We start from the raw sequence: 22,518 nt of genomic DNA, 5'->3' as shown, positions 1-22,518 counted from the left end.
GTGATCCGGCAGGCACCGCAGGAAACTTTCAATGCACGGACTGTTGACCAATATCTCTGAAGTTCTCAAGGTCGCGTTCCCTCTGCTAGTCAGCACGGCGATGTTTTCGCTGGTACTCTTCACCGACCGAACCTTGCTGTACGAATACAATCGGACCGCGATGAGTGCTTCGATGACCGGTGGCAATGTATTCTGGTCATCGATCTGCTTACCGATGGGGATCGCGTCGATGACTGGCGCCATTATCGCTCAGCATGTGGGTGCCAAACAAACGCATGAAGTAGGCCGGCTGCTGTGGCAAGCGGTTTGGCTGACCATTTGCTTGATCCCCTTTCTAGCACTCGCAGCTTATTTTGCACCAGCGATCTTCCGTCTGACGGGCCAGCCGCCGGAACTGCTGGCGATGGAAACAACCTATTTACGCATCCTCATGCTCGGTGCAGCGGGCATTATCTTGGACGCAGGGCTCAGCGGGTTTTTCAGTGGCACCGAACGCACTTCGGTCATTATGTGGAATAGCATCGCGTCGGCGATTCTGAACATCGTATTGGATGTATGGCTGATCTTCGGCGGCTTGGGCATTCCAGCCATGGGTTTGGAGGGCGCGGCGATCGCCAGTGTGATTGCCTTTTGGTTCAAAGCCATTGTCTACGTGATCTTGCTCAGTTCACCGCGTTGGGAAGCGACCTATCATATTCGACGCGGGTTTTGTTTTAGCTGGAAGGAACTGACCAAGCTTGTTTACTTTGGCTTCCCGGCCGGTCTGCATAGCTTGGCGGAAGCGGGAAGTTTTTCGTGGATCTTGCTGCAGATTGGCAGCCTGGGAGTTTCCCCCATGCAGGCGACCACCATGGCGATCAACTTCAACATGGTTGCATTCATACCGCTGGTCGGTTTGCAGATTGGGACAAGCGTCGTCGTGGGCAGAAGGCTTACCGAGTTTGGCGCGGACCGCGCGGCCGAAGCGGTGCGTGCCTCGTTAATGGTTGGTTTTGCTTACTGCAGCTTTTGGGCATTCCTTTACGTACTGACACCTGACTTACTCTTGTCGATCTATCGCGGCACGCCTGGGGACACAGCCAATATCGAAACGATCGCGATGGCGAAAAAATTGTTATTGATCGTGACCGCGTATCTGTTCTTCGATGCGATTCAGGTCATCTTGTCGGGTGCATTGCGTGGTGCGGGCGATACTTGGTTTGTGCTAATGGCGGTCGTTACTGCAAGCTTAGTCGTCATCACGCTGGGGGGCGTGTTGTATCAGCCGATTACCAGTCGCGATCTGATCAGTCCGCTGCATTACTGGTGGGTCGTGATGTGTGTTTGGATTTGGTCGCTAGGCTTTACGCTCTTCTTGAGATACCGCAGCGGCAAGTGGCGTGAAATGCGCATGATCGATAAATGTGAAGCGTGAAAGCTAAGGACTAACGACTAGAGCCCCCGTTAGCCCGACTTCTCCACATAGTTTGCTGCACCGAAGAAACGTGCCGGTGCATTTACCGAAAACTTTCTAGAATTTTGTTGACACGCGGTTTTGCGACCTTTAGAACCAAACGTCAACGACGCTTCGTTCCACTTCGTCGTGCCGATTAAGGGATCGAATTCGCCGCAATGCTATCACACGTGTGCGTTACCGATCCACCTCTCTCACTCGGAACTTCCACTATGCGGCTACCTACTCTCTCTCTCTCTCTCTCTCTCTCTCTCTCTCTTCAAGAAACGTGCCAAGCGTCCTTTCTCGCAGCGGCAATCTCCAATTAGAACCGTCCTGCGAAAAACCTTACTCGAAGGGCTCGAGCGTCGGGACCTGCTCAATGCAGCACCGATTGTCCAAGATGACAATGCTTACTTCACCGCGATGAATACCGATCTAGTAGTGACAACGTCCTCATCACCAGCCCACCTGCTGGCCAATGACGCCGATGTCGATGGCGGGTCACTTGCAGCCTCTGTTGTCACCAATCCAAGCTCCGGTTCTCTAATTAGCTTCAATAGCAACGGCACCTTCACCTATCGACCCAATACCAGCTTCACAGGCATCGATAGTTTCACGTACAAAGTCAACGATGGCACCAGTGACAGCGGCTTGGCCACCGTTCAAATCGCCGTGGGCACAAGACTACTGGCCAAACAGAATCTCGATAGTAATAACCTGTTCGTATCTTCCATCGTTTCCGCGGGCGCTAGCGGCGGAACGTGGCGATTGGCATACCGGGGTGAAGTGACCGCACCGCTGGCACACAACGCCAATGCAGCGGCTGTCGAATCAGCGTTGGAATCACTGAACGGTATCGACCAAGTGACCGTCACCGGTTCCAGCGGCAGCTTTACGGTCACCTTTGCAGGCTCCCATTCCAATCTGCCCATGGAACAGATCTTTGGCGATGCTGCCAATGCTACCAATGGCACTCTGAATCGAACGATCACCAAAGAGTACAACGTCGCAAGTGAATTGGTCAGTATCGGCGATCCCAGCAGCACAATCGAGTTCACACGCGATGCGTTGGGTCGAGCGACCAGCATCGAGAATGTCATCGCAGGTTTATCGCCCGTGGTAACGTTGGCTCAAGTATTCGATGCGGCCAACAATCGCACGCAACTGAGCGCGACTATTGGCAGCACGGCGGACTTTAAGAACACCTACCAGTTCGATGCAGTCAACCGACTTGTAGATATTGTGCAACAATCCCAGTCGGGCGGTAATGCCGTGACGGCAAAACATGTCACGATCGGCTATAATGGGCATGGTCAGCAGACTGCGATCCAGCGTTACCAAAGTACAGGCACGTCAAATCCCGTGGCAGCTACAACGTTTAGCTTTGATACGATCAATCGCTTAAGCAATCTAGAGCATAAGCAAGGTAGCACCATTCTGGCCGAGTATGATTATATTTACGACGGCCTGTCACGTTTCACCAGCATTGATTCATCGATCGAAGGGCTTTCGGAGTTCGAATACGATGCTCAGGGGCAGCTTAAAGAAGCGGACCATTCGTCCCAAACCGATGAGACCTACACCTACAATGCGAATGGTTCCCGGTCTATGACCGGTTACACTACCAGCAGTAACAATCGTACGACAGCGATGCCAGGATTTACTTTTGCATACGATGATGAAGGCAATCGCACGCGGAAGACAGAAACGGCGACCAGCAAGGTTGAGGATTACGAATGGGATCATCGCAATCGATTGACATCGGTCAAATTTCGTAATTCCGTCGGTGGCTCGATCACCAAACAGTTCGATTACGAATACGATGCTTACAATCGCTTGGTGAAGCGGACATATGATGCCGACGGTGCGGGTGGCGGGTCACCGACCAGCCAGTACTGGGTTTACGATGAGGGTATCAACGCCGTGCTGCAGTTTGATGGTAGTGCAGCCAGCGATCTTGCGCATCGATATTTGTGGAGCGATCGCGTAGACCAGTTGCTTGCTGACGAACAAGTCACCAGCCTGGGCAGTGGCGGTAATGTGTTATGGGCGTTGTCCGATCATCTTGGCACGATCCGCGACATAGCCGACTTCGATGAATCCACGGGTATCACAGCCATTGCCAATCATCGCAAGTACAACGCCTTTGGAGCACTGATCAGCGAGACCAACTCTGCAGTAGATCTCATTTACGGATTCACCGGCAAGCAGTTAGATGACGTCACGCAATTACAGCACAATCTTTACCGCTGGTACGACGCCGCCCTCGGCCAATGGCTCTCGGAAGATCCACTCAGTTTCGCCGCCGGTGATGAGAATCTGAGGAGGTATGTGGGGAATCGGTCAATGCAGTTGACAGACATTTCCGGACTACAGGAATAGGTTCTTCGTGGAATTTAGTGATTAAGGGATTTCCAAGTCGAGGTTGAGTTTACCGCAAAAGAACAGGATCCGAGTACGGTAGTTGTCGAAGTTGCGAAATCCGCGAGCTGAACTTTTGATGGATTGGATACGACTGTTGAAGCCTTCGCTGATCGCGTTGGTTATTCGATGGTCTATGTAGGCCATAAGACCCTCATAGTGCCTCTTGAGCATCTTGGCGACTTTCACCATCGGTTTGATTTGGCAGCGTGTGGCCCATCCGTACCAGCCAGCGAACGTCATCTCAGCAGTGTCTCGATCGGTACATTCCCAGAAGTGCCTGAAATTCTCCTTAAGCGACCATGCTCGACCTGTTTTGATGTCCGAATGCTGCAACTGGTAGAGATAGTTTCGATCCGCCTCCGACAATTTCTCACGTGCAAATAGCAGTAGTTGCCTAGTGCCCTTGAGTCGCTCATCACCTCTCTCGGCAAGCAATCGACTCTCCTGGCGGCGGACAAGATCAACTGCTTCTCCAAGGTACTTACTGACGTGGAATTTGTCGTGCACAATAGCAGCGTTTGGATACACTTCCCTGATGGCAGCTAGGAATGCCTTCCACATATCAGCGGCAACCGCTTTGATCTTCGCTCTTTGTGGTTCGGGCAAGGTTTTTAATAGCTTTTCTGCAGACTGCTGCGTCCGCTGAGGAACAACTTCTAGCACGCGGTGCTGATCCAAGTCGGTCAAGACCGAAACGTAATCCTGCCCTTTACCAAAGTTCTTTTCATCGATACCAACATGCTCAATTTCGTCCATGTTTCGGCGTTGGAGCCCACGCTCCACCGCACGCTGCATGATGCCATTAGTTGCCGCCCAATCTATTCCCAGTAGCTTAGCGGCCGCTGAGAGCGATGAGCAAGCTTGAATGACTTCAATGGCAACTTGTTCAAACATAAGCGTAAAACGTCCGTGCCTTTGGGCCCATGGAATCGCTATGGTCAACACGCCGCACTGAGAGCATTTGCTTCTGGGAACCAAGGCGTGGATGCGAGTCACAAATTGCATCGTATCCAAATGCCTCCAAGTTCGCTCAGGGGCAAGATCGGCTTGTGAGCAGGCGGCATCACAGCGAGGACAACGCAGAGTTGTTCCGGTATGATTGATGTGAATGTCTACGGCCTTCTCAGCAGGGCGAAAATCAACCGATTGCACGCTCCAGTTGTCGTCCAAACCAAGTAACGCATGATAGTGAGTAGTAGTTGCTTCTTTCATAGACAAAGAATACGCTAACGGCCAAATCTACGCACCTACCCACTAAATTCCACGAAGAACCCAGGAATACAACCCAAACAATAGCAGATCTGCGAAAGAACAGCTACAGAAATACATAAACGATTCGAATATTCCAGAAAACAGCAGAAAACTTAGAAAGGAGGTGTATAGGACAGACCCAGAACAAGAGCAACCTCCGCAAATCGTTTGTGCTGACATGGCAAATATGTTCCAAAACTACCTAGACAGTCACAGCGATCCAAAGCTTACCAAAAATTATATTGGAACGATGACGTTCAAATACTTGGATTCATCTGGTAAGAAGCAAGATTTTAGACATGCGGTAAACGCAATTGAGTATGACGGCGAAAATTTTATTGTTGATATACAAACGGGTGGATTAAACAGCATGGAAGACTACAACGACGACTGGGAGGCTGGCATAAGGGCTATATTCCCTACGGTTTATACAGGCGCTGTAGAGGTCCAGAAGGAACACCATGTTAATGTTTCACCATTCGGCTCGAACGTGACATACTACAATGGTCTGCATATGCTATACCACGTTGCAGACGTGTTAGGGCCAAACTTTGGACGCTACCTACCCGATGAGATTAAGAATAAGTACTACTCCAAAGATAGTATCAAAAAACAGATTGATATTGATTCAAAGTTGCAAGCTGAAATGGAAATGATTGAGTGGGAAAAAGCCCGTGGTGATGCTTATTCGGAGAGCCTTAACTTGAGATAGGAATCTAATATGTTATTCGCACCTACACTTTTTGGCAAAATGGTGACAAGCGTTCGCTGCTTCGTCTCGTTGGACTTCTGCGAGTCATGCAAGTGCAAGAGAATTGTGCTCGTCGCAGTCTGTGTTGCATTAATTTCATCGTCAGGATACGGCGCAAGACCAACATTCACTCATGTTAGTGTTGACGGAGTTGTTATTTTATTGGCACGTGATTCAGACGATGGCGAGCGGGACGCGGACGAAGTTTGGGAATCTACGAAAAAGCGGTTGTTTGAAGAGACTGAAAATTTCAACATTAAACTCCCAAATGATGCGAAATCGTTCACGCTGAAGCGGAATTTTGAGGCTACTAGTTCGAATCAACTAAAATATGAAGTTGATTTTGGGGGGGTTGCGAGTCCTAGAAGCCTGACTTTCGTATTAAAATCAGATATTAATGGGAGGCGTCGTTGGCAAGTGGTCAGTTCCGATGTTGACGATATGACTCACTATCGACTGATAACGCGTGAGGAAGCATCTAGATTGAAGAATCAACGTCTACGGTGGCCTTGAGAAATTGTATGAAAATTGACATGGCATAAAACCCCGCTTTGGCTCCGGGTTTTGAAAAATTCCTTTTCAGCGAACAAAAGGTGCACCCACGAATGGCACTTTTCCCATGGACTTTGAATTATGAACGCCATATATACTGCACTTTAGGGGATTGTTGGAATAGCGTGCTAGGCTTATGCCGCTAGGGCCAAGAGTCTTTCGAATCGGTCGCGTATTTTTGATGGATCGGCGGCAGATTGGAGATCTCTCAAAAATACTTCGCGCAGCATTTTCCGGGCTATTCCTCGCCGGCGGTCATTGTGCGAAGGACGGCGAGTTGGATTGTCCCATGGACGATCGCTTCGGTCCACCAGTTGTTCACTCGTGTGATCCCAACACTCCAATTCAACCAGTGTATACAACCATCCGCACAGGTTCCAGCAGCCAATGCTCGACCACACGTTACGAACTTGTTGCTCACCTGCACCCCAGATTTCTTTGACGTCATGAAAATGCTCTTCGATCGCCCACCGATCCGACGCTGTCTTCAGAATCATCTCGACGCTCATCAAAGCGTCAGTGCTAACGTACGCCGCCCAATTACCCCTGGTGTATTCCAGCAGTACCACTCGAACTGTCCCACCCACAACTTGGCTTGTCGCCAAAAATGTCTTGTAGCGACGCTCGACCATAACGCCGCGACAACAGTAGCTAATCGTTTTCCAACCTCGACGATTAGTCGCTCGCTTTTTGAGGCTGATACGGTTCTTGCCGTATTTGCGAGGCCGACCACGCTGTCCGGTTTTGTTCACGGGAAGCTCAAACAGCTTGGCGTCACTACGCAGCCTCGTCACTATGATCGCCCCTTCGGCAATCAGCGGTCGGATCAACACCATCGCTGCATACGCTCCGTCGAACACGACGATGAACCCAGCCTTGCTTCCCAGGGCTCTAAGGGTCCGCATCACTTTTCGGCAGAGCTCCAAGGCGAGTTCGTGTTTAGTGCGAAATTCCCATTCATATCGCTGTTTCAGCTTGGTGATGTCAACTTCGCGAACGTACAACATCGACAATATGGGCAGCGCGATTATGCCAAACAGCGGACGGCTTATCAGCATCGCCAAGCAGACCCAGTTGTGTCCGTAGAGCCAGTCTCCATCACCCGGGCCAGGAGTCGGATTGTGGTGAATGTTGGCCGCCTCCACGCATGGCCCAAATCGTCTGGTTGGCGAATCGTCGATGGCCATCGTCCAGTAACCTTTTTCACCAGGATCAAACTTTCTGAGGATTACCCCAAGAACCGCAAACGCCAACGCAGCGGCGTTCTTGCCGACGGATTGAAGCAGTTCATAAAAGCGATCCCAATCGTCTTTGACACCCGCACATCGAAACCAACTGGCGGCCGTCCGGCGACCTCCGGCCAGCAAAGCTCCGGCAACAACAATCGGCAGCCGGAACGCGATTCGCTTGTCCAGCAAGCTGCTCATGGCGGTAGTGAGTGTGGCTATACCGCCCAGCAGTGGCACGCTGGCAGCTTCAGTGGATTGACGATTCGGATTGGCCGTAACCAACCTCTGCCGTTTGTCGTGTTGAGACGACGTGGATTTCGCAGCATGTTGAGCTTGTGGAGGTCTGCCGGAGTGTTTACGCTTAGCCATCCTTGGCCCTTTGTGGATGATTGGTTTGGTGTGGTAACCTCCAATTTCCCGAAGGGCCTTTTTCGTGGCAAGATCAATCCTCGACTTGATTGATGAGATTCCCTAAAGTGCAGATATATACTAAAGTGCTTGCTTTAACTTTAATTGCGACAACCTACATGCTTTCCGGGTTTGGACTAAGGGCTGCGGCGCAGGAAACGCTGCCGTGTGGCATCATCACTATTCATCGAGGGCCTGTACGTCCACTAACTACATGCTGCTTTGTGCCAATCGTCGTCAAAGATACATTTTTGATTTGCACGCCCATAACAAGAGGCATAACGATTGATAGTAGGATCGGACTGCAACTAGATACTGACAACTATCTTTGGGCTAGCTTAGGGGATTTATTAGAGCAAGAGAGGAACTTAGCTGACAATCCTCTACAATTCATGCTAGATAATAGTGAAGGTGGGTTGTGCATACTGCAACTGCTCGCATCGGCCCCAATTCAAGCGGACGCTCAGCGTCTTTGGGAAATAATGCGCAAAAGGTCGGTTCAACTGGATGATATGGAAGAACAACCTATCGTTGACAATACGGCTTGGTTGCACTCCTACAGGCTAGGGCCAAGTCGTGATATTCTTAAAAAATCGAGACGAGTGACGCTGGGTTTAAAGAAAAAATCGGATATCCCGAGCCTAATCGTCCGGAAACCGATCTTTTACATGGAGTTTGACAGCAAGCCTGAACCATTCGAAATCGGAGGTGTATGCATGGCTAAGAGCTTGCTCTCAGAAGGTCAGGAAAAGGATATTTTTCTTGGCATTTGCTCAACTGCCCTAGATTTGAAGGAAAATGTTAGTCCACTCGTGATCCTAGATCGCTCTGGAGTTTATGAGTTGTGCAAGCACCGACTAAAGTCGCTGACAAAATGATTCCAAATGAGCCAACTTGCCTACTTTATATCCGCAAAAAATCCGAAGTTAGTAAACCCGCCATTTCAACGCGGTAAAAAGCTGATCGATATTATGCAACAATCTCAGTCGGGCGGTAATGCCGTGACGGCAAAACATGTCACGATCGGCTATAATGGACTTGCCCAGCAGACTTCGATCCAGCGTTACCAAAGTACAGGCACCTCCAACGCCGTGGCAACTACGACCTTTACCTTTGATACGATCAGTCGCTTAAGCAATTTGGAGCATAAGCAAGGTAGTACCGTGCTAGCCGAATACGATTACACGTATGACGGCCTTTCACGCTTCACCAGCATTGACTCATCGATCGAAGGTCTTTCGGAGTTCGTTTATGATGCCAAAGGGCAGTTGACAGAAGCCGATCATGCGTCGCAGACCGATGAGACTTATTCGTATAATGCGAATGGTTCCCGTTCGATGACCGGTTACACTACCAGCAGTAACAATCGTACGACGGCCATGCCAGGATTTACTTTTGCGTACGACGATGAAGGCAATCGCACGCGGACGACGCAGACTTCCAACGGTCACGTGCAGGATTACGAATGGGATCATCGCAATCGATTGACATCGGTAAAATTTCGTAACTCGGTCGGTGGCTCGATCACCAAACAAGTGGATTACGAATACGATGCCAATAATCGACTGGTGAAGCGAACGTATGATGCCGACGGCGCTGGCGGTGGCTCGCCGACCAGCCAGTACTGGGTTTACGATGAAGGCATCAATGCCGTGTTGCAGTTTGATGGTAGTGCGGCCAGCGATCTTGCGCATCGATATTTGTGGAGCAATCGTGTAGACCAGTTGCTTGCTGACGAGCAAGTCACCAGTCTTGGCAGTGGAGGCAACGTGCTATGGGCGTTGTCCGATCATTTAGGTACGATCCGCGACATAGCCGACTTGGATGAATCGACCGGTATCACCGCCATTGCCAACCATCGCAAGTACAACGCCTTTGGAGCCTTGATCAGCGAGACGAACGCTGCAGTAGATCTCATCTATGGTTTCACCGGCAAGCAGTTAGATGACGTGACCCATTTACAGCACAACCTTTACCGCTGGTACGACTCTGCCCTCGGCCAATGGCTGAGTGAAGATCCCCTCAGCTTCGCCGCAGGAGATGAGAACCTGCGGAGGTATGTAGGTAATCAAAGCCTTCATAAGCTCGACTTATTTGGGCTGCAAGGAAGTGATAATTCGGATGATCCCGAAAAGTATGCAAGAGAACGAGCGCGTGAAGCCCAAAAAAACATGGAAGGATATATGAGGGACTCAGGGCTGCACACAAATCCTAATCCTGAGGGCAAAAAGGTCGATTTTTACGACCCCAATATCGCTGATTGCGCAGACACGGCGTATGCAGCGCTTCTCTATCTGCATAATTATCACCCGGGAATAGCAGACAATATCATTGTGATCGGTACTTCCCCTCAGTATTCTGGCGAGCGGTCCGAAGACAATCAAAACGCGGGCTCATCTCACGCGACTCTCTTGTATACAGACGGGTATGGTGGTGGATTTATTTACGACCCACAAACCGGATGGATATCTCCCTATCAAGAGTCGATTAACCTTGAAAGCACTCTTTCAGATTTAGCCGTAGACGGATATGGTGGCGCCGTGGACGATGTCACCTACTCCCAAGGCGGAGGCCTTTCAAACAGTGAGCTATATAGAGGTAATCCAGATTCCCTTCGGCATTACAGAGACAATTTAAGTCCAATTACTGATGCCTCTTATCTTAACCATAAACTGCCACCCGAATACTGGCGGGAATATTTCAAACGCGATAAGACATTCTGGGAGCAGTACAATAGGCACTGGCTGCAAAGATCAGGTCGTCCCGATATCTACATTCCATAACCCGTGTTGATTTAGGTAGCTCCGATGAAGAACATTACTTATGCCCTTGCATTGCTGATCGCTATCAGTACTTCCAATAGCTTTTCCGAAGAGCCCGCGAGGGATGCAGTCATTTATCGTGTTGAAGACAGCAAGCCATTATTCCTAAGTAGGCTGTCAGGGAAACACACTGCAGAACAGTTTGTGGAAACAATTCCAGAACTTAAATGGGCATTCTGCTGGCCCCTTGAACTTGATACAAAAGCGAGCACTGGTATTCGACTGGAAGAACAATTATATATATCGTTCAACGAATTTGATATTGGGGTTAACATGGTTCATTTAGAGATTGACAACGCCCCGTTTTTTCATAATTCGAACTCCGATTGGATTGTGCTTAAAAACAAGATTCGCCAATCGGTACCCTTGTATAAGATCGCTTCCTTTCAGCTTAAAGAGCCATTGACTGTTCATGAATCGACTTTCCCGCGAGCAGAGCCTATCGACTATTATTCCTCCTCGCTAACAAAAACCGGTGTGATAATGATTTATTCTGCTAATGGTAAGCTGGGTAATTACGTCCACAACATTCCGTTCTACGAAATAAAGGATCAGCAACCCACCCATCTTTCGGCAGATGCGATCATCCGGAATTATCTGCTGAATCTAAGATTTACGGAAACAGATATTTCAAGTTTATTTAAGATCAGTGACACAAACAAAGAGCATCACGAGATTAAGATCCAGATATTGTTGATGTCTCATTTGTTTGCTGTCAAACTAGATTCAATCAAGCTCGCGATTGAACGCAGCAAGTTCGTCAAAAGCCACCTTTACTACAAAATTGAAGAGTCTGACATCCCAAGGATTGAGCTGGAGATCGAAAAGCAAACTCTCTATCCAAAATATCAACCTTTCTTTTTTAAATTTATGCGGCCAAAAGATTTGTTTAAGTAGCGGCATACCATCAGCTTTTGCTCCCGATCATCTATACGGGGCTTTAGAAGCATGGGGACAGGATAACAAAAGGTGCGATAACAAAAGGGGCCGTCCAAGTAATGTGAGGGGCAATACTTTGCAACAAAGCCAATCGGGCGGTAACGCTGTCACAGCAAAACATGTCACGATCGGATATAATGGGCTGGGCCAGCAGACTTCGATCCAGCGTTACCAAAGTACAGGCACCTCCAATCCCGTGGCAACTACAACGTTTAGCTTTGACACCATTAATCGCTTGAGCAACCTGGAGCATAAGCAAGGTACCACGATTCTTGCTGAGTATGATTACACTTACGACGGCCTTTCACGCTTCACCAGCATTGACTCATCGATCGAGGGTCTTTCGGAGTTCGTTTATGATGCCAAAGGGCAGTTGACAGAAGCCGATCATGCGTCGCAGACCGATGAGACTTATTCGTATAATGCGAATGGTTCCCGTTCGATGACCGGTTACACTACCAGCAGTAACAATCGTACGACGGCGATGCCAGGATTTACATTGGCTTACGATGATGAAGGCAATCGTACACGGAAGACGCAGACTTCCAACGGTCACGTGCAGGATTACGAGTGGGATCATCGCAATCGATTGACATCGGTCAAATTCCGTAATTCCGTCGGTGGCTCAATCACCAAACAAGTTGACTATGAATATGACGCTTATAACCGCTTGGTGAAGCGAACCTATGATGCTGACGGCGCTGGCTCTGGTTCGCCGACCAGCCAGTACTGGGTTTACGATGAGGGCATCAGCGCCGTGTTGCAGTTTGATGGTAGTGCGGCCAGCGATCTTGCGCATCGATATTTGTGGAGCAATCGTGTAGACCAGTTGCTCTCTGACGAGCAAGTCACCAGCTTAGGCAGTGGCGGCAACGTTTTATGGGCATTGTCGGATCATTTAGGCACGATCCGCGACATTGCTGACTTCGATGAATCTACCGGTATCACAGCCATTGCCAATCATCGCAAGTACAACGCTTTTGGAGCCTTGATCAGCGAGACGAACTCTGCAGTAGATCTGATTTACGGCTTCACCGGCAAGCAGCTAGATCACGCCACGCATTTACAGCACAACCTTTACCGCTGGTACGACGCAGCCCTCGGACAATGGCTCAGTGAAGATCCACTGAGCTTTGAAGCTGGCGATGAGAATCTTAGAAACAAAAGAACAAAAGGTGCCACCCACCTATTATCGAGTTCCCACCCACCTATTATCGAGTTCTTGGAAGAACAGGTCGTTGGGTTGTGAGGGGAATTCCGTTCCCTCCGTCGGACATCCGGTCCAAGTGTAGCGCACAGGTGAAAGGAAGGCCGAATGTGTTCGGAAGTGTAAACTGGACCTGGCATCGAAGGAAACTTCCCTTCCGGGTGGACAAGCCAACCGGGGAGGCGGCGATGGAGCAACGCGCTGCTAACCACAAAACTTTGGCTCCTGCTGGACGAGCCAGCAAGGGGCCCACGCAGCGGATTTTACCAATCCATTGGCATTCCGGAACGCCGCCCCATGTTGGCTTGCCGACATGAGCGAGAGTTTTGAGGTTAGCCAACGAGCGAAAAAACCTGCCAGACCCGCGAGAGCTTCGGACACCGACCATTCACCGATCAAGTTGATTCATCAATGGCCATCGCGTCAGCTCTACACAAACGCGATGCGGACGTCGACCACATCCATGCCGGCTGCTTGAGCAGCTTGCACACCAAGATCTGCATCTTCAAAAACCAAACAGCGATTCGGAGGAACCTTCATTCGTTCCGCCGCCGTCAAGAACACGTCGGGATGGGGCTTGTGTCGCTCCGTATCCTCGGCCGTTACGATCGCATCAAACCATGCCTCACATTGAAGATGCCGCAACTGCTGCAATATCGAATCACGATAACCACCACTGGCAACCGCTATCGGAATCCGCCCCCGCAATCGTTCCGCAATTTCAAACACCGGCAGATTCGCTTGAACCGCCGGCAGACGGTCCAGAAACGCGGCTTCCTTTTGCTGCGTAACCACGCCCACATCTAGCACCAAGTTCGCTTCGGATGCCAACAACTCGATAATCTTGCTGGTCGGCATCCCGCCCAGCGCATAAAAGCGATCGCGGTGAAACTGGATCCCATGCCGCAACATCGTATCAAACCAAGCCAAATAATGGGTTTCCATCGAATCTGTCAGGGTTCCATCGCAGTCAAAGATGACTCCGGCGTAATCTTCTGGGTTGAGTTTGGGCATTGGACGTGGGAAAGAAGCCAAAAACGGGTACAGTACTGGCGTCAAACCAGCGTTTGGCAACTAGTTTTACTCAACCAGCCAAAAGCACAAGCGACTTTTTTCGCTGCTGCCATTTCCTCCCGCTGCCACGCTCATGGATTCCGACGTCATCAGCCTTAACTCCATCCTCGGATCTGGTGGGAGCATCGCGCGGCGGATCAAGAACTACGAAGCCCGCACCGGCCAAATGGAAATGGCTCACGCGGTCGAGAAAGCTTTACAAACCAAACAACATTTGATCGTCGAAGCAGGTACCGGGACGGGAAAGAGTTTCGCGTATCTGGTCCCCGCCATTTTGCACGTCACCGCTGGCGAAGCTAAATTGCAGGAGAAATCTGACAAAGACGACGAAGAGCCACAAATTCGACGTGTTGTGATCAGCACGCATACAATCAACCTGCAAGAACAACTCATCGCCAAAGACATCCCGTTGCTCAACGCAGTGATCCCACGCGAGTTTACCGCTGTGCTGGGCAAAGGCCGATCGAACTACGTTTCCTTGCGCCGGTTGGCTCTGGCCAGGCAGCGAGCGATCGGCTTGTTCTCGGCCGAGAACGAACACGAACAACTTGCCCAAATATCGAAGTGGACCCAAGCGACCGGAGATGGCTCGCGCAGCGACCTGCCCTTTCGTCCGCTCGTATCGGTTTGGGATGAAGTCGGCAGCGATTCTGGGAACTGCCTGGGACGCAGTTGTAAGACTTACGACAAATGCTTTTACTTCAAAGCACGTCGCCGAATTCAAAACGCGCAGATCATCATCGTCAATCACGCGTTATTCTTCAGCGACCTGGCACTACGACAGCAAGGCGCTAACTTGCTTCCCAATTACGATGCCGTCATCTTTGACGAATGCCACACTGTCGAATCAGTGGCCAGCGAACACCTCGGCTTACAGATCTCAACCGGGCAAATCGATTATGCGTTGAATAAACTCTACAACCCTCGCACCAACAAGGGCCTGTTGATTTCGCTAGGTTTAGACACACTAACGAAGCTATCATTCCAGTGCATGGAGCATGTCGATGATATAGTTGCTGACCTCAAGGGCTACATGGATCGTCGCCCAGGCGGCAACGGTCGCATCTTTGACAAGAACATCGTTGCCAACCGTTTGAGTGAACCGCTCATGGAGCTATCCAAACAACTGTTGCGCTACGGCAGCAATCATGAACAACCTAATGTGAAGCAGGATTTGACGTCAGCGTCCAATCGACTGGCAACTTTAGCCGACACGCTGCACCAGTGGTTGACTCAATCGCAGACCGATGACGTGTACTGGATGGAACAACAAACGACGCGCGCGGGCCTGCGCATCTTATTGAAATCCGCGCCGATCGATCCCAGCGAGACGTTGAAGAAATTACTCTTCACCAACGGGCCGACCGTTATACTTACCTCAGCAACCATTGCGACCTCTGAGAACAAATCGGTATCGATCAAGCAAACGAGCAACGCATCTGGCAATACATCTGGCAATACATCGGGCAATACATCGGGCAGTCCGTTTACTTTTTTCCAGTCGCGGATCGGACTAAAGAATGGCAAGACACTGCAGGTCTCCAGCCCGTTCCGATATGACAAACAAGTGGAACTGGTGATCTTGCGTGACGCGCCAGATCCCAGCACGCACAAAGAGGCCTTTGAAAACATACTGCCCAGGTTGATTGAACATTTTGCGGGGTTGCATGATGGCCACTCGTTCGCGCTGTTCACTGCATTTGGGTTACTGAAAAAGACCGCCACTGCGATCAGTCCTTGGGCCACCCGGAACCAATTGGCAATTTACAGCCAAGCCGACGGCGTCCCACGACAGCAGTTGCTAGATTCTTTTAAAGAGTCGCCTCGCGGTATTTTGTTTGGTGCTGATAGTTTCTGGCAAGGCGTCGACGTCCCAGGGGATGCTTTGCGAAATGTGATTATTACCAAGCTGCCTTTTGCCGTGCCGGACCACCCACTATTGGAGGCGAGGCTCGAGCGAATCAAAGAGCGCGGCGGGAACCCGTTTCGCGATTATCAAATCCCTGAAGCGATCATTCGTTTGCGTCAAGGTTTTGGTCGATTGATTAGAACAGCCACCGATTCGGGGATGGTCGTAATCCTTGACAGTCGCATTCATACCAAGCCTTACGGCAAGATGTTTTTGGAGTCGCTGCCCAAATGCTCGGTGACGTTCAAAAGTATCCAAGGCATCGTATCAAAGTAACGGCATTTGTTTTGGTTGTTTAACCGCAATACGGCGATGAACGCATCGTTACCTAGTCTTCTGATCTTCTAGATAGTTTGCCGCCCAGGTGGCGATGATTTCTGGAAGTGGAGACTTAGGAGGTAGCGAGTAGTCAATCTCAGTTGCGTATCCGCCATTGTTATACGCCATATCAAGAATTGGCTGCAGTTCCAACACTACATCAGTATCGTCGGGCCGCAGCGGAACGTTGATGTTGGGGAGCGGCTTCACGAGGCTGATAGGGTAGTAGTCGCAATCCAGCGGAGCCGCCGCACGGATTACAAGAGCACGGTACAGACCACGTTGCTCTTCCGGGACCGATTGCATATCTATCGAAATGGCCCAACTTCCAGTCCGAATTAGATCTATTTCTACCGTATTGACTCCGCCATCCAGAAACTCTCTCTGCTTCCTGCGAAAAAAATTGAGACCTCGACCAATCTTGTTTGCTGGGCTTAAGAATTCAATCGACGTGACCACCCGGTTTCCTGCTTTGGCATCAACTATCTGTATCCGCCGCATCGTGGGTGGTTCCACTATACGTGTCAGTCGCAGTGACTCTGTCGCAACCATAGTCGATACAGACATCTTCAACGAATCGTCAGTAGGCTGATAAACGTCGGTGATCATGACGTCCGGTACAAAGTAGAAACGATCACCGCTGTCGTCTTTCGATTCAATGGTGACATATTCCTCGATTCGAGCTCGTAGGCCTGACGGCAAGTCTGGTTGCAAGCGATCGCGAGCATAGGCCGTCATGCTTGCATGCAGGTCGCCCCAGTAATCTTCCAACCATGGATCCATACCAGGAAAAGGGCTTTTTTTCGACATCTCGGTTTGACTCGTTCAAGTCGTAGTTTGATCGTCACCAGCTTCGCTTGAATCGAAGCAGGACAGTAACGACAGTATAGCATCGCTTGGTCCCAGAGTCCAAATCATGCCGCTCGTGCCCTTCGCTTCCCAAAAAGAAGCTTCGCAATCAAGCTCCACGCGTACAGAATCACGATCAGCTTACACAGCAAGACTGGCGTTGCGTAGCGTTCGTAGTAACTCACCAGCACATAGGGCAGCAGCGTCAGAATCCAAATCGCAAGGGCTGCGGAGACTTGAGGTGGCAGCGGCCGCGGCCCCAGCAGCAAGATGACATACAGACTGATCAGCGGCAACGGAAACACCAACCGCTTTAAGTACACTGGCCACTTGCGATTGAAGTCATCCAATCGATTGAACGGGCTGTAGTACACAAAGGCTGCGATGAAACGGTTACCGATTCGATTTAGATAGTCCAGCGGATTGTCTTTGATCGCTTGTTTGACGGTCTCTCCTTTAGCTTCGATGAAAGCGATTTCTCCAAGCTCAATGAAATTATCGCTAGCTGACTCTACCAGATACGGTGGACTCAACGCAGAGTACTGATCCAAAATCCCGTCATCATCCCTGCATTGTGATAGCCACAGTTCGAACATGCCATTGGACTTGATCGGCACCCAGCGATCCAAGACCACGTAGTTGCGAATCGTCCAGGGTGTCACGATTAAGATCGAGACAACCGCCGCCAAGGCCAGATGCAACGTACCCCCACGCCTATCCATTGCATTGGTATCTACGCAAGGCATGGGGCGTGCGTGAGCAACATTAGTTGGTTTCGCCAGCCAATGTTGCAGCGCTTCGTTTAACCGCGCGGGCAACGCCCCGCGTTTCTTGCGTCCAGCAGCGGTGACGCGGCCCGTTGGGCACGCGGTTAAACGACTCGTGTCGCTTTTGGCATTCGGATCAGCAAAAGCTCTATCTGTCGTTGCAAACCGCCACGCCGTCAGCACCGCCCACACCAGTCCCAAGACCGGACTGCAAAGCGCCGACAATCCTCCAAACAATCCCCACGCAACAGTACTCCTCCAGCTAACCGGACCGTTCCACCGTTTGGTGATCCCCCACCACAATAGGCAATTCATCAAGAGCAGGAGGCCCGTATCATGCGTCATTTGGAAAAGCATGAAGAGGTTCGCCGCCAAGCCCCCTGCCCCGATCAAAACTGCGGACCAGAAGGCCTTCCATCGCTCGCCAAGTTGGAATAGCCAGAACATCGCCAGGGCCATAGCGATGGCTTGAAGAGCGGTGGCTACCACGATGACCGCAGTCTGGTTGCCGTTGAAGAGCCAGTAAGCCGTAGCAAGCAAATATGGCAACGCCGGCGGCATCCAAGCAGTTGGTCCAGAACCAGCGCCGAAAGGATCACTGAAGCCCTGACCGATAAAGATCTGCCGAGCAATGTTGTTGTATTCGCCCCCCAAGTGTCCTAACGCATTCGGTTGCAGCCATCCACACCGTTCAAGTCGGTCGTTCAAGACTATGGACGCAGTGTAACCCAGCAATGGAAACATTAGGCTTACGAAGCTGACTCTGGTTCGCGTTAGAAAACTCATGAGAATGTCCGTAAACCGTACAGCGAGCGCAAACCAAGAACCGATAGAGATCAATGAACCTAATAAGTCACTCTGGCACTGCGCTTACCAAAACAGTTGATTACAGAGTCCAAACGAATTCGAGTCGCAAGCAAGGCTAAACCGTCTTTCCATTGAAACGGTAACGCCAAAAAGCAATAACCACCATCAATGCTACTAGCGCTAGTAACCAACGATTGGTAGAAGACGACTTAGATTCGTGCGTGGAAAAATCTATGCCGTGTGTCTTCAAATCAAAAATCGCTTCGTCAATCGGAATTTCCTCAAACTTTGTAACCGTAAAATTCATATTTCTTATGAGCTTACCGGAATCTGTTTCTAACTTGGATTGGTACGACTTGAGTCGCAACGGTTCATTTGGATTAAAGTATGTTGCAGAGTATCTTTCAATTCGCTCTTCACCCGGTCGAACGAACACCACCTCAGATCGGAGCACTCTATAATTTGAATTCTTGTCCAAATTTACATTGATGGATTTAAAAGGTCGCTGATCTAAGGGAGGTGAGTTCGTGTCGGACCACCCTATCGAAACTTGGACCTCATCAACTGCTGGATCATCTAGCCTCGACCAATCAAAAGTGTTTTGCCCTGACTTCACCAACTCATCTAGCCTCGTCCCATTACCGCTCAACCTGAGAAAGTCTCCATTTATGAATGCGAGACATGAATCAATCTGCCTCTTTGCTTGAGCGGGATCGCGATCTGGCACATCAACCAAGACCCATCTACTCGATTCGTTAGGCTTTTCCAATTGGAAGACTCCGTCACGATTTACAAGAGTACCATTTACTGCCTCGCTGGACCTTTCCTTGAACGTCTGAAAAATACGATCTCTACTAAAAAATGTGTCGCCAATATCTTCAAAATCCTGGTATTTTTGCTGACGTTCGCTGAAGAGTGTTTGCTGGAGAAACGTGACGTGATGAAACTCACTAGGCTGAGACTGAAGACCTTCTCCCCATGCACCGGCGATCTCAGCAGGCACTTCTGTAGCAGATAATGGCAGCAACATGGCACACAGCACAAACATCGAGCAACAGCATCGGAGTACAGCAGAAGCATACATGAGCGAAGTAACACCTTTTCCAAAATCACAACAAAGCAGCAATCAGCGTTCAAGCCTACCGCGTGAACGCTGAAGCGTGCCAGCTCTTCAAAACTATTGGCACTTACAAGGTTTGAGACCTTGGAGTCTGCACTCTTTCTTGCACGTCAAAATACTCCAATCTGTCGTATAGCAACTGCCAGCACAATCAGAGTAGCATTTGCAACCTGCCCCCAATTGCCCCGCCGCAAACAACATGAATACGCCAGCCAAGCCAGTAACCAAAAACAATTTCATAATAAAACTCCTAATAGAAGCAAAACACACAAAACAGACCGGGGCATTTGAAAACAGGTGGACCTCGGCAACTTAAATTAAAACAACGCATCGCGCAAAAACCATTCGGCCGAATACAGTAAGAAGTCAAGCATTAGGATCTGGTTCCGGGACTACTCCTCCATCCCGCTTAACATCAAACCGTTGCATACGCAGCCTTAGGCCGCCAATTACTTCACCGACAGACGTGTATATTTCAACAGGAACTTCTTTTTCCTCGTGCAATTCTAAGATGCCCCCAGATTGAACTTCAACCGTGAAAATTGTCGGTTCGCCCGGCGACAGGTCTGCTGGTAGGCCTAAGAGTTGCATGCAACCACACGGGAACCGCGAGCCTGAAATGGAGATCTTTGTCCCGGTCATATTCAAAAGGCAAACATTCACCCGAATAACTTCATCGCCAACAAGCGGCACTTCAATTACCTCCGGCAGGACAACTACCGGAGAAGACGCGCGCAGTTGAACAACATTGACAGAACATGGCTGACAACCGACGCTTGCTAGACAAGAAAACAAAACCAGGAAAAATCTAAAGCCGCCTAAAAAACACCGCCACGCAACAGCCAACATACGACGCAGATCATTCGGATCGTACTCCAAATCCGCGTCTTGAATTACAACCCAATCCCGATCCGCCTTGCACAACCCCAGTCGCACGGCAGCACCCTTGCCTTGGTTGGCCTCACTGCGAACATAACACAAGCTCAGCTCTTCCACCAAGCTTGCAATCTTCTCGGTCGATCCGTCCGTGCTGCCGTCATCAACCACGATGACTTGAGATTGCGGCAATGCTTGGCGCACACGTCGCAGCAGGACTTCAACGGTATTGCATTCGTTGAAACACGGCACAATGACGGAAAGATCGACGCCGACTGGATCGACCAAAGAAGGGCCGTCAACCTTAATAGACTCGGAGAGTGCTACAGCCATAACTACCTCTGCCCAACAAGACAGGCCCAACGACACGATTCTTTCCGGAACAAATTGAAGAGTCAAGCGACTTCTAGCAATTCTTACTCAACGTGCCGGTTTTTTTCAGATTCCGAACGACTCGACGATCGACGAACTAATGGATCGATTCGCGAAAGCTAATCCAAGAGAGCGTCGCATAATAAAAAGCAATGACATAGTGCGATCAGAGGGCCTGCTGGTGCTATCAAGCTTGCTTGTTGTTCCAACCCATGTGGTATCGTTTCTAAACAATAACGCTCGCTTGCTATGCTGATTGAATTCCGCCTGAAGGCGGTACTACGAACTAGCATGCGTCGCTAGCGGTTGCTATGCTAAGACTATCGCTTGTCAATCTCTCCTCAGGTGACACCATGAAAGACTCCGGTGCAGTTTCGCGTTCTGGATTTACCTTGATCGAGCTTCTAACCGTGCTCGCAATCATTTCTTTGCTGGTCAGCTTGCTATCTCCAGCAGTCAACAACGCTCGTGAAACCGCGCGACGCATCTCGTGCCAAAGCAATATGCGCCAACTAGCCCTAGCCGTGACTCAACACGTCGATACGTATCAATACTTTCCCAGCAACGGTGGCTTCTTGCCAGGCAACACGATCAAATCAACCACCGGTCAAGACGTCGTCATCTCCACCGATGATTTCGATGCAGGTTTTCTGTACCGCTGGGGAGTCGGCAAACCTGCCACGCTGCCCATGAACCAAACCGGCTCCTGGGCTTATTCGATCTTGCCTTTTATCGAAGAAGCAACCGCTTATCAGAACGTCGAATTCCGCAGACCTCAGCCGCTGTTCCAATGCCCCTCACGCAGCCGCCGAAATGTAGCAGTCCCCATCAACGACGAGTTCGGTAATTATGAATCCGGCGGTTGGGCTTGGACGAAAACCGACTACTGTGCGAACGCTCGTATTGCAACTAATTTCCCGTTCATCTTGCATGCCGCCAGCGTCACCGATGGCTTGTCACGTACCTTCCTCATCGGTGAGAAAGCGCATGATCCTAGCGTCCAGCGCAGCACGAATTGGTACTGGGATGAACCTATCTTTTCGGGTGGTTCTAAAGGAACCGCTCGAGCCGGCATCACGATCGTCTCGGATGGAGTTGGGGTCGCTTACAAAGAGAACTGGGGATCGGCCCATCGCGACGGCGCTGTCTTTGCCGCCGCTGATGGCCGGACGCAGTTTGTTAGCCATAGCATCGATTGGCAAGTGATGCGAGCAAGCTTAAGCCCCGATGGGGGGGAGTTTGAGAGGTATGAAGAATGAGTGGCGAGTGGCGAGTGGCGAGTGGCGAGTTCTTACTGCTTACTGCTTACTGCTTACTGCTTACTGCTTACTGCTTACTGCTTACTGCTTACTGCTTACTGCTTACTGCTCCGAAAGAGCGTACGCCTGACGGCTGACGGCTAAACGAG

The 22,518-nt window shown here is 50.2% G+C and carries 17 protein-coding genes; 10 read left to right on the top strand and 7 right to left on the bottom strand.

Features of this window, described 5'->3' with window-relative positions:
• Positions 1-31 precede the first annotated feature (31 nt).
• Together SH302x_RS01130 and SH302x_RS01125 are read left to right on the top strand one after the other, a co-directional pair.
• On the top strand, positions 32-1,414 hold the full coding sequence (locus SH302x_RS01130; protein ID WP_479366696.1) for an MATE family efflux transporter: 1,383 nt from the start codon (positions 32-34) through the stop codon (positions 1,412-1,414).
• Between the two features lie 168 nt (positions 1,415-1,582).
• Positions 1,583-3,817: an RHS repeat domain-containing protein gene (locus SH302x_RS01125; RefSeq protein ID WP_479366694.1), complete on the top strand. Its 2,235-nt coding sequence runs from the start codon at positions 1,583-1,585 to the stop codon at positions 3,815-3,817.
• Positions 3,818-3,838: 21 nt separating this feature from the next.
• Here SH302x_RS01125 and SH302x_RS01120 read toward each other — a convergent pair whose 3' ends face one another.
• Positions 3,839-5,071, bottom strand: a complete 1,233-nt coding sequence (locus tag SH302x_RS01120) for an ISL3 family transposase (RefSeq protein ID WP_479363897.1) — start codon at positions 5,069-5,071, stop codon at positions 3,839-3,841.
• 217 nt (positions 5,072-5,288) lie between these two features.
• On the opposite strand from SH302x_RS01120, the gene SH302x_RS01115 reads away from it, so the two are divergent.
• Entirely contained in the window at positions 5,289-5,822 is a 534-nt protein-coding gene (locus SH302x_RS01115) for a hypothetical protein (protein ID WP_479366693.1), read from the top strand.
• 725 nt (positions 5,823-6,547) lie between these two features.
• On the opposite strand, the gene SH302x_RS01110 is transcribed toward SH302x_RS01115, so the two are convergent.
• A complete protein-coding gene (locus SH302x_RS01110; protein ID WP_479363345.1) occupies positions 6,548-8,011 on the bottom strand; it encodes an IS701 family transposase in 1,464 nt (487 codons plus the stop codon).
• A 92-nt stretch (positions 8,012-8,103) separates the two neighbouring features.
• On the opposite strand from SH302x_RS01110, the gene SH302x_RS01105 reads away from it, so the two are divergent.
• The 4 genes from SH302x_RS01105 to SH302x_RS01090 all read left to right on the top strand — a co-directional run bounded on the left by SH302x_RS01105 (position 8,104) and on the right by SH302x_RS01090 (position 13,060).
• On the top strand, positions 8,104-8,928 hold the full coding sequence (locus SH302x_RS01105) for a hypothetical protein (protein ID WP_479366692.1): 825 nt from the start codon (positions 8,104-8,106) through the stop codon (positions 8,926-8,928).
• Between the two features lie 6 nt (positions 8,929-8,934).
• Entirely contained in the window at positions 8,935-10,833 is a 1,899-nt protein-coding gene (locus tag SH302x_RS01100) for an RHS repeat domain-containing protein (RefSeq protein WP_479366691.1), read from the top strand.
• Positions 10,834-10,857: 24 nt separating this feature from the next.
• Positions 10,858-11,769: a hypothetical protein gene (locus SH302x_RS01095; RefSeq protein ID WP_479366690.1), complete on the top strand. Its 912-nt coding sequence runs from the start codon at positions 10,858-10,860 to the stop codon at positions 11,767-11,769.
• A 118-nt stretch (positions 11,770-11,887) separates the two neighbouring features.
• Complete coding sequence (locus SH302x_RS01090; protein ID WP_479366689.1) at positions 11,888-13,060, top strand: RHS repeat domain-containing protein; 1,173 nt, start codon at positions 11,888-11,890, stop codon at positions 13,058-13,060.
• 387 nt (positions 13,061-13,447) lie between these two features.
• On the opposite strand, the gene SH302x_RS01085 is transcribed toward SH302x_RS01090, so the two are convergent.
• Entirely contained in the window at positions 13,448-14,032 is a 585-nt protein-coding gene (locus SH302x_RS01085) for an HAD family hydrolase (protein WP_479366688.1), read from the bottom strand.
• 133 nt (positions 14,033-14,165) lie between these two features.
• Here SH302x_RS01085 and SH302x_RS01080 point away from each other — a divergent pair, with 133 nt between their 5' ends.
• Entirely contained in the window at positions 14,166-16,277 is a 2,112-nt protein-coding gene (locus tag SH302x_RS01080; RefSeq protein WP_479366687.1) for an ATP-dependent DNA helicase, read from the top strand.
• Between the two features lie 48 nt (positions 16,278-16,325).
• Here SH302x_RS01080 and SH302x_RS01075 read toward each other — a convergent pair whose 3' ends face one another.
• The 4 genes from SH302x_RS01075 to SH302x_RS01060 all read right to left on the bottom strand — a co-directional run bounded on the left by SH302x_RS01075 (position 16,326) and on the right by SH302x_RS01060 (position 21,071).
• Positions 16,326-17,129, bottom strand: a complete 804-nt coding sequence (locus tag SH302x_RS01075; protein WP_479366686.1) for a DUF4058 family protein — start codon at positions 17,127-17,129, stop codon at positions 16,326-16,328.
• 104 nt (positions 17,130-17,233) lie between these two features.
• Complete coding sequence (locus tag SH302x_RS01070) at positions 17,234-18,721, bottom strand: hypothetical protein (RefSeq protein WP_479366685.1); 1,488 nt, start codon at positions 18,719-18,721, stop codon at positions 17,234-17,236.
• 136 nt (positions 18,722-18,857) lie between these two features.
• Positions 18,858-19,772 carry a hypothetical protein gene (locus SH302x_RS01065; protein WP_479366684.1) on the bottom strand — a complete coding sequence of 305 codons (915 nt, stop codon included), beginning with the start codon at positions 19,770-19,772 and terminating at the stop codon, positions 18,858-18,860.
• Between the two features lie 456 nt (positions 19,773-20,228).
• Complete coding sequence (locus tag SH302x_RS01060; RefSeq protein ID WP_479366683.1) at positions 20,229-21,071, bottom strand: glycosyltransferase family 2 protein; 843 nt, start codon at positions 21,069-21,071, stop codon at positions 20,229-20,231.
• 392 nt (positions 21,072-21,463) lie between these two features.
• Between SH302x_RS01060 and SH302x_RS01055 the strand changes: the two genes are divergently transcribed.
• Both SH302x_RS01055 and SH302x_RS01050 read left to right on the top strand, forming a co-directional pair.
• The gene (locus tag SH302x_RS01055; protein WP_479366682.1) at positions 21,464-22,369 is read left to right on the top strand and encodes a DUF1559 family PulG-like putative transporter; all 906 of its coding nucleotides are present in this window, start codon (positions 21,464-21,466) and stop codon (positions 22,367-22,369) included.
• On the top strand, positions 22,366-22,506 hold the full coding sequence (locus SH302x_RS01050) for a hypothetical protein (RefSeq protein WP_479366681.1): 141 nt from the start codon (positions 22,366-22,368) through the stop codon (positions 22,504-22,506). The genes SH302x_RS01055 and SH302x_RS01050 overlap by 4 nt, the downstream gene beginning before the upstream one ends.
• Positions 22,507-22,518: the final 12 nt, after the last annotated feature.

This window comes from Njordella calcicola (assembly GCF_056494125.1).
Note: the sequence above shows the minus strand (reverse complement) of the source record. Positions and strands in the feature narration are given on the sequence as shown.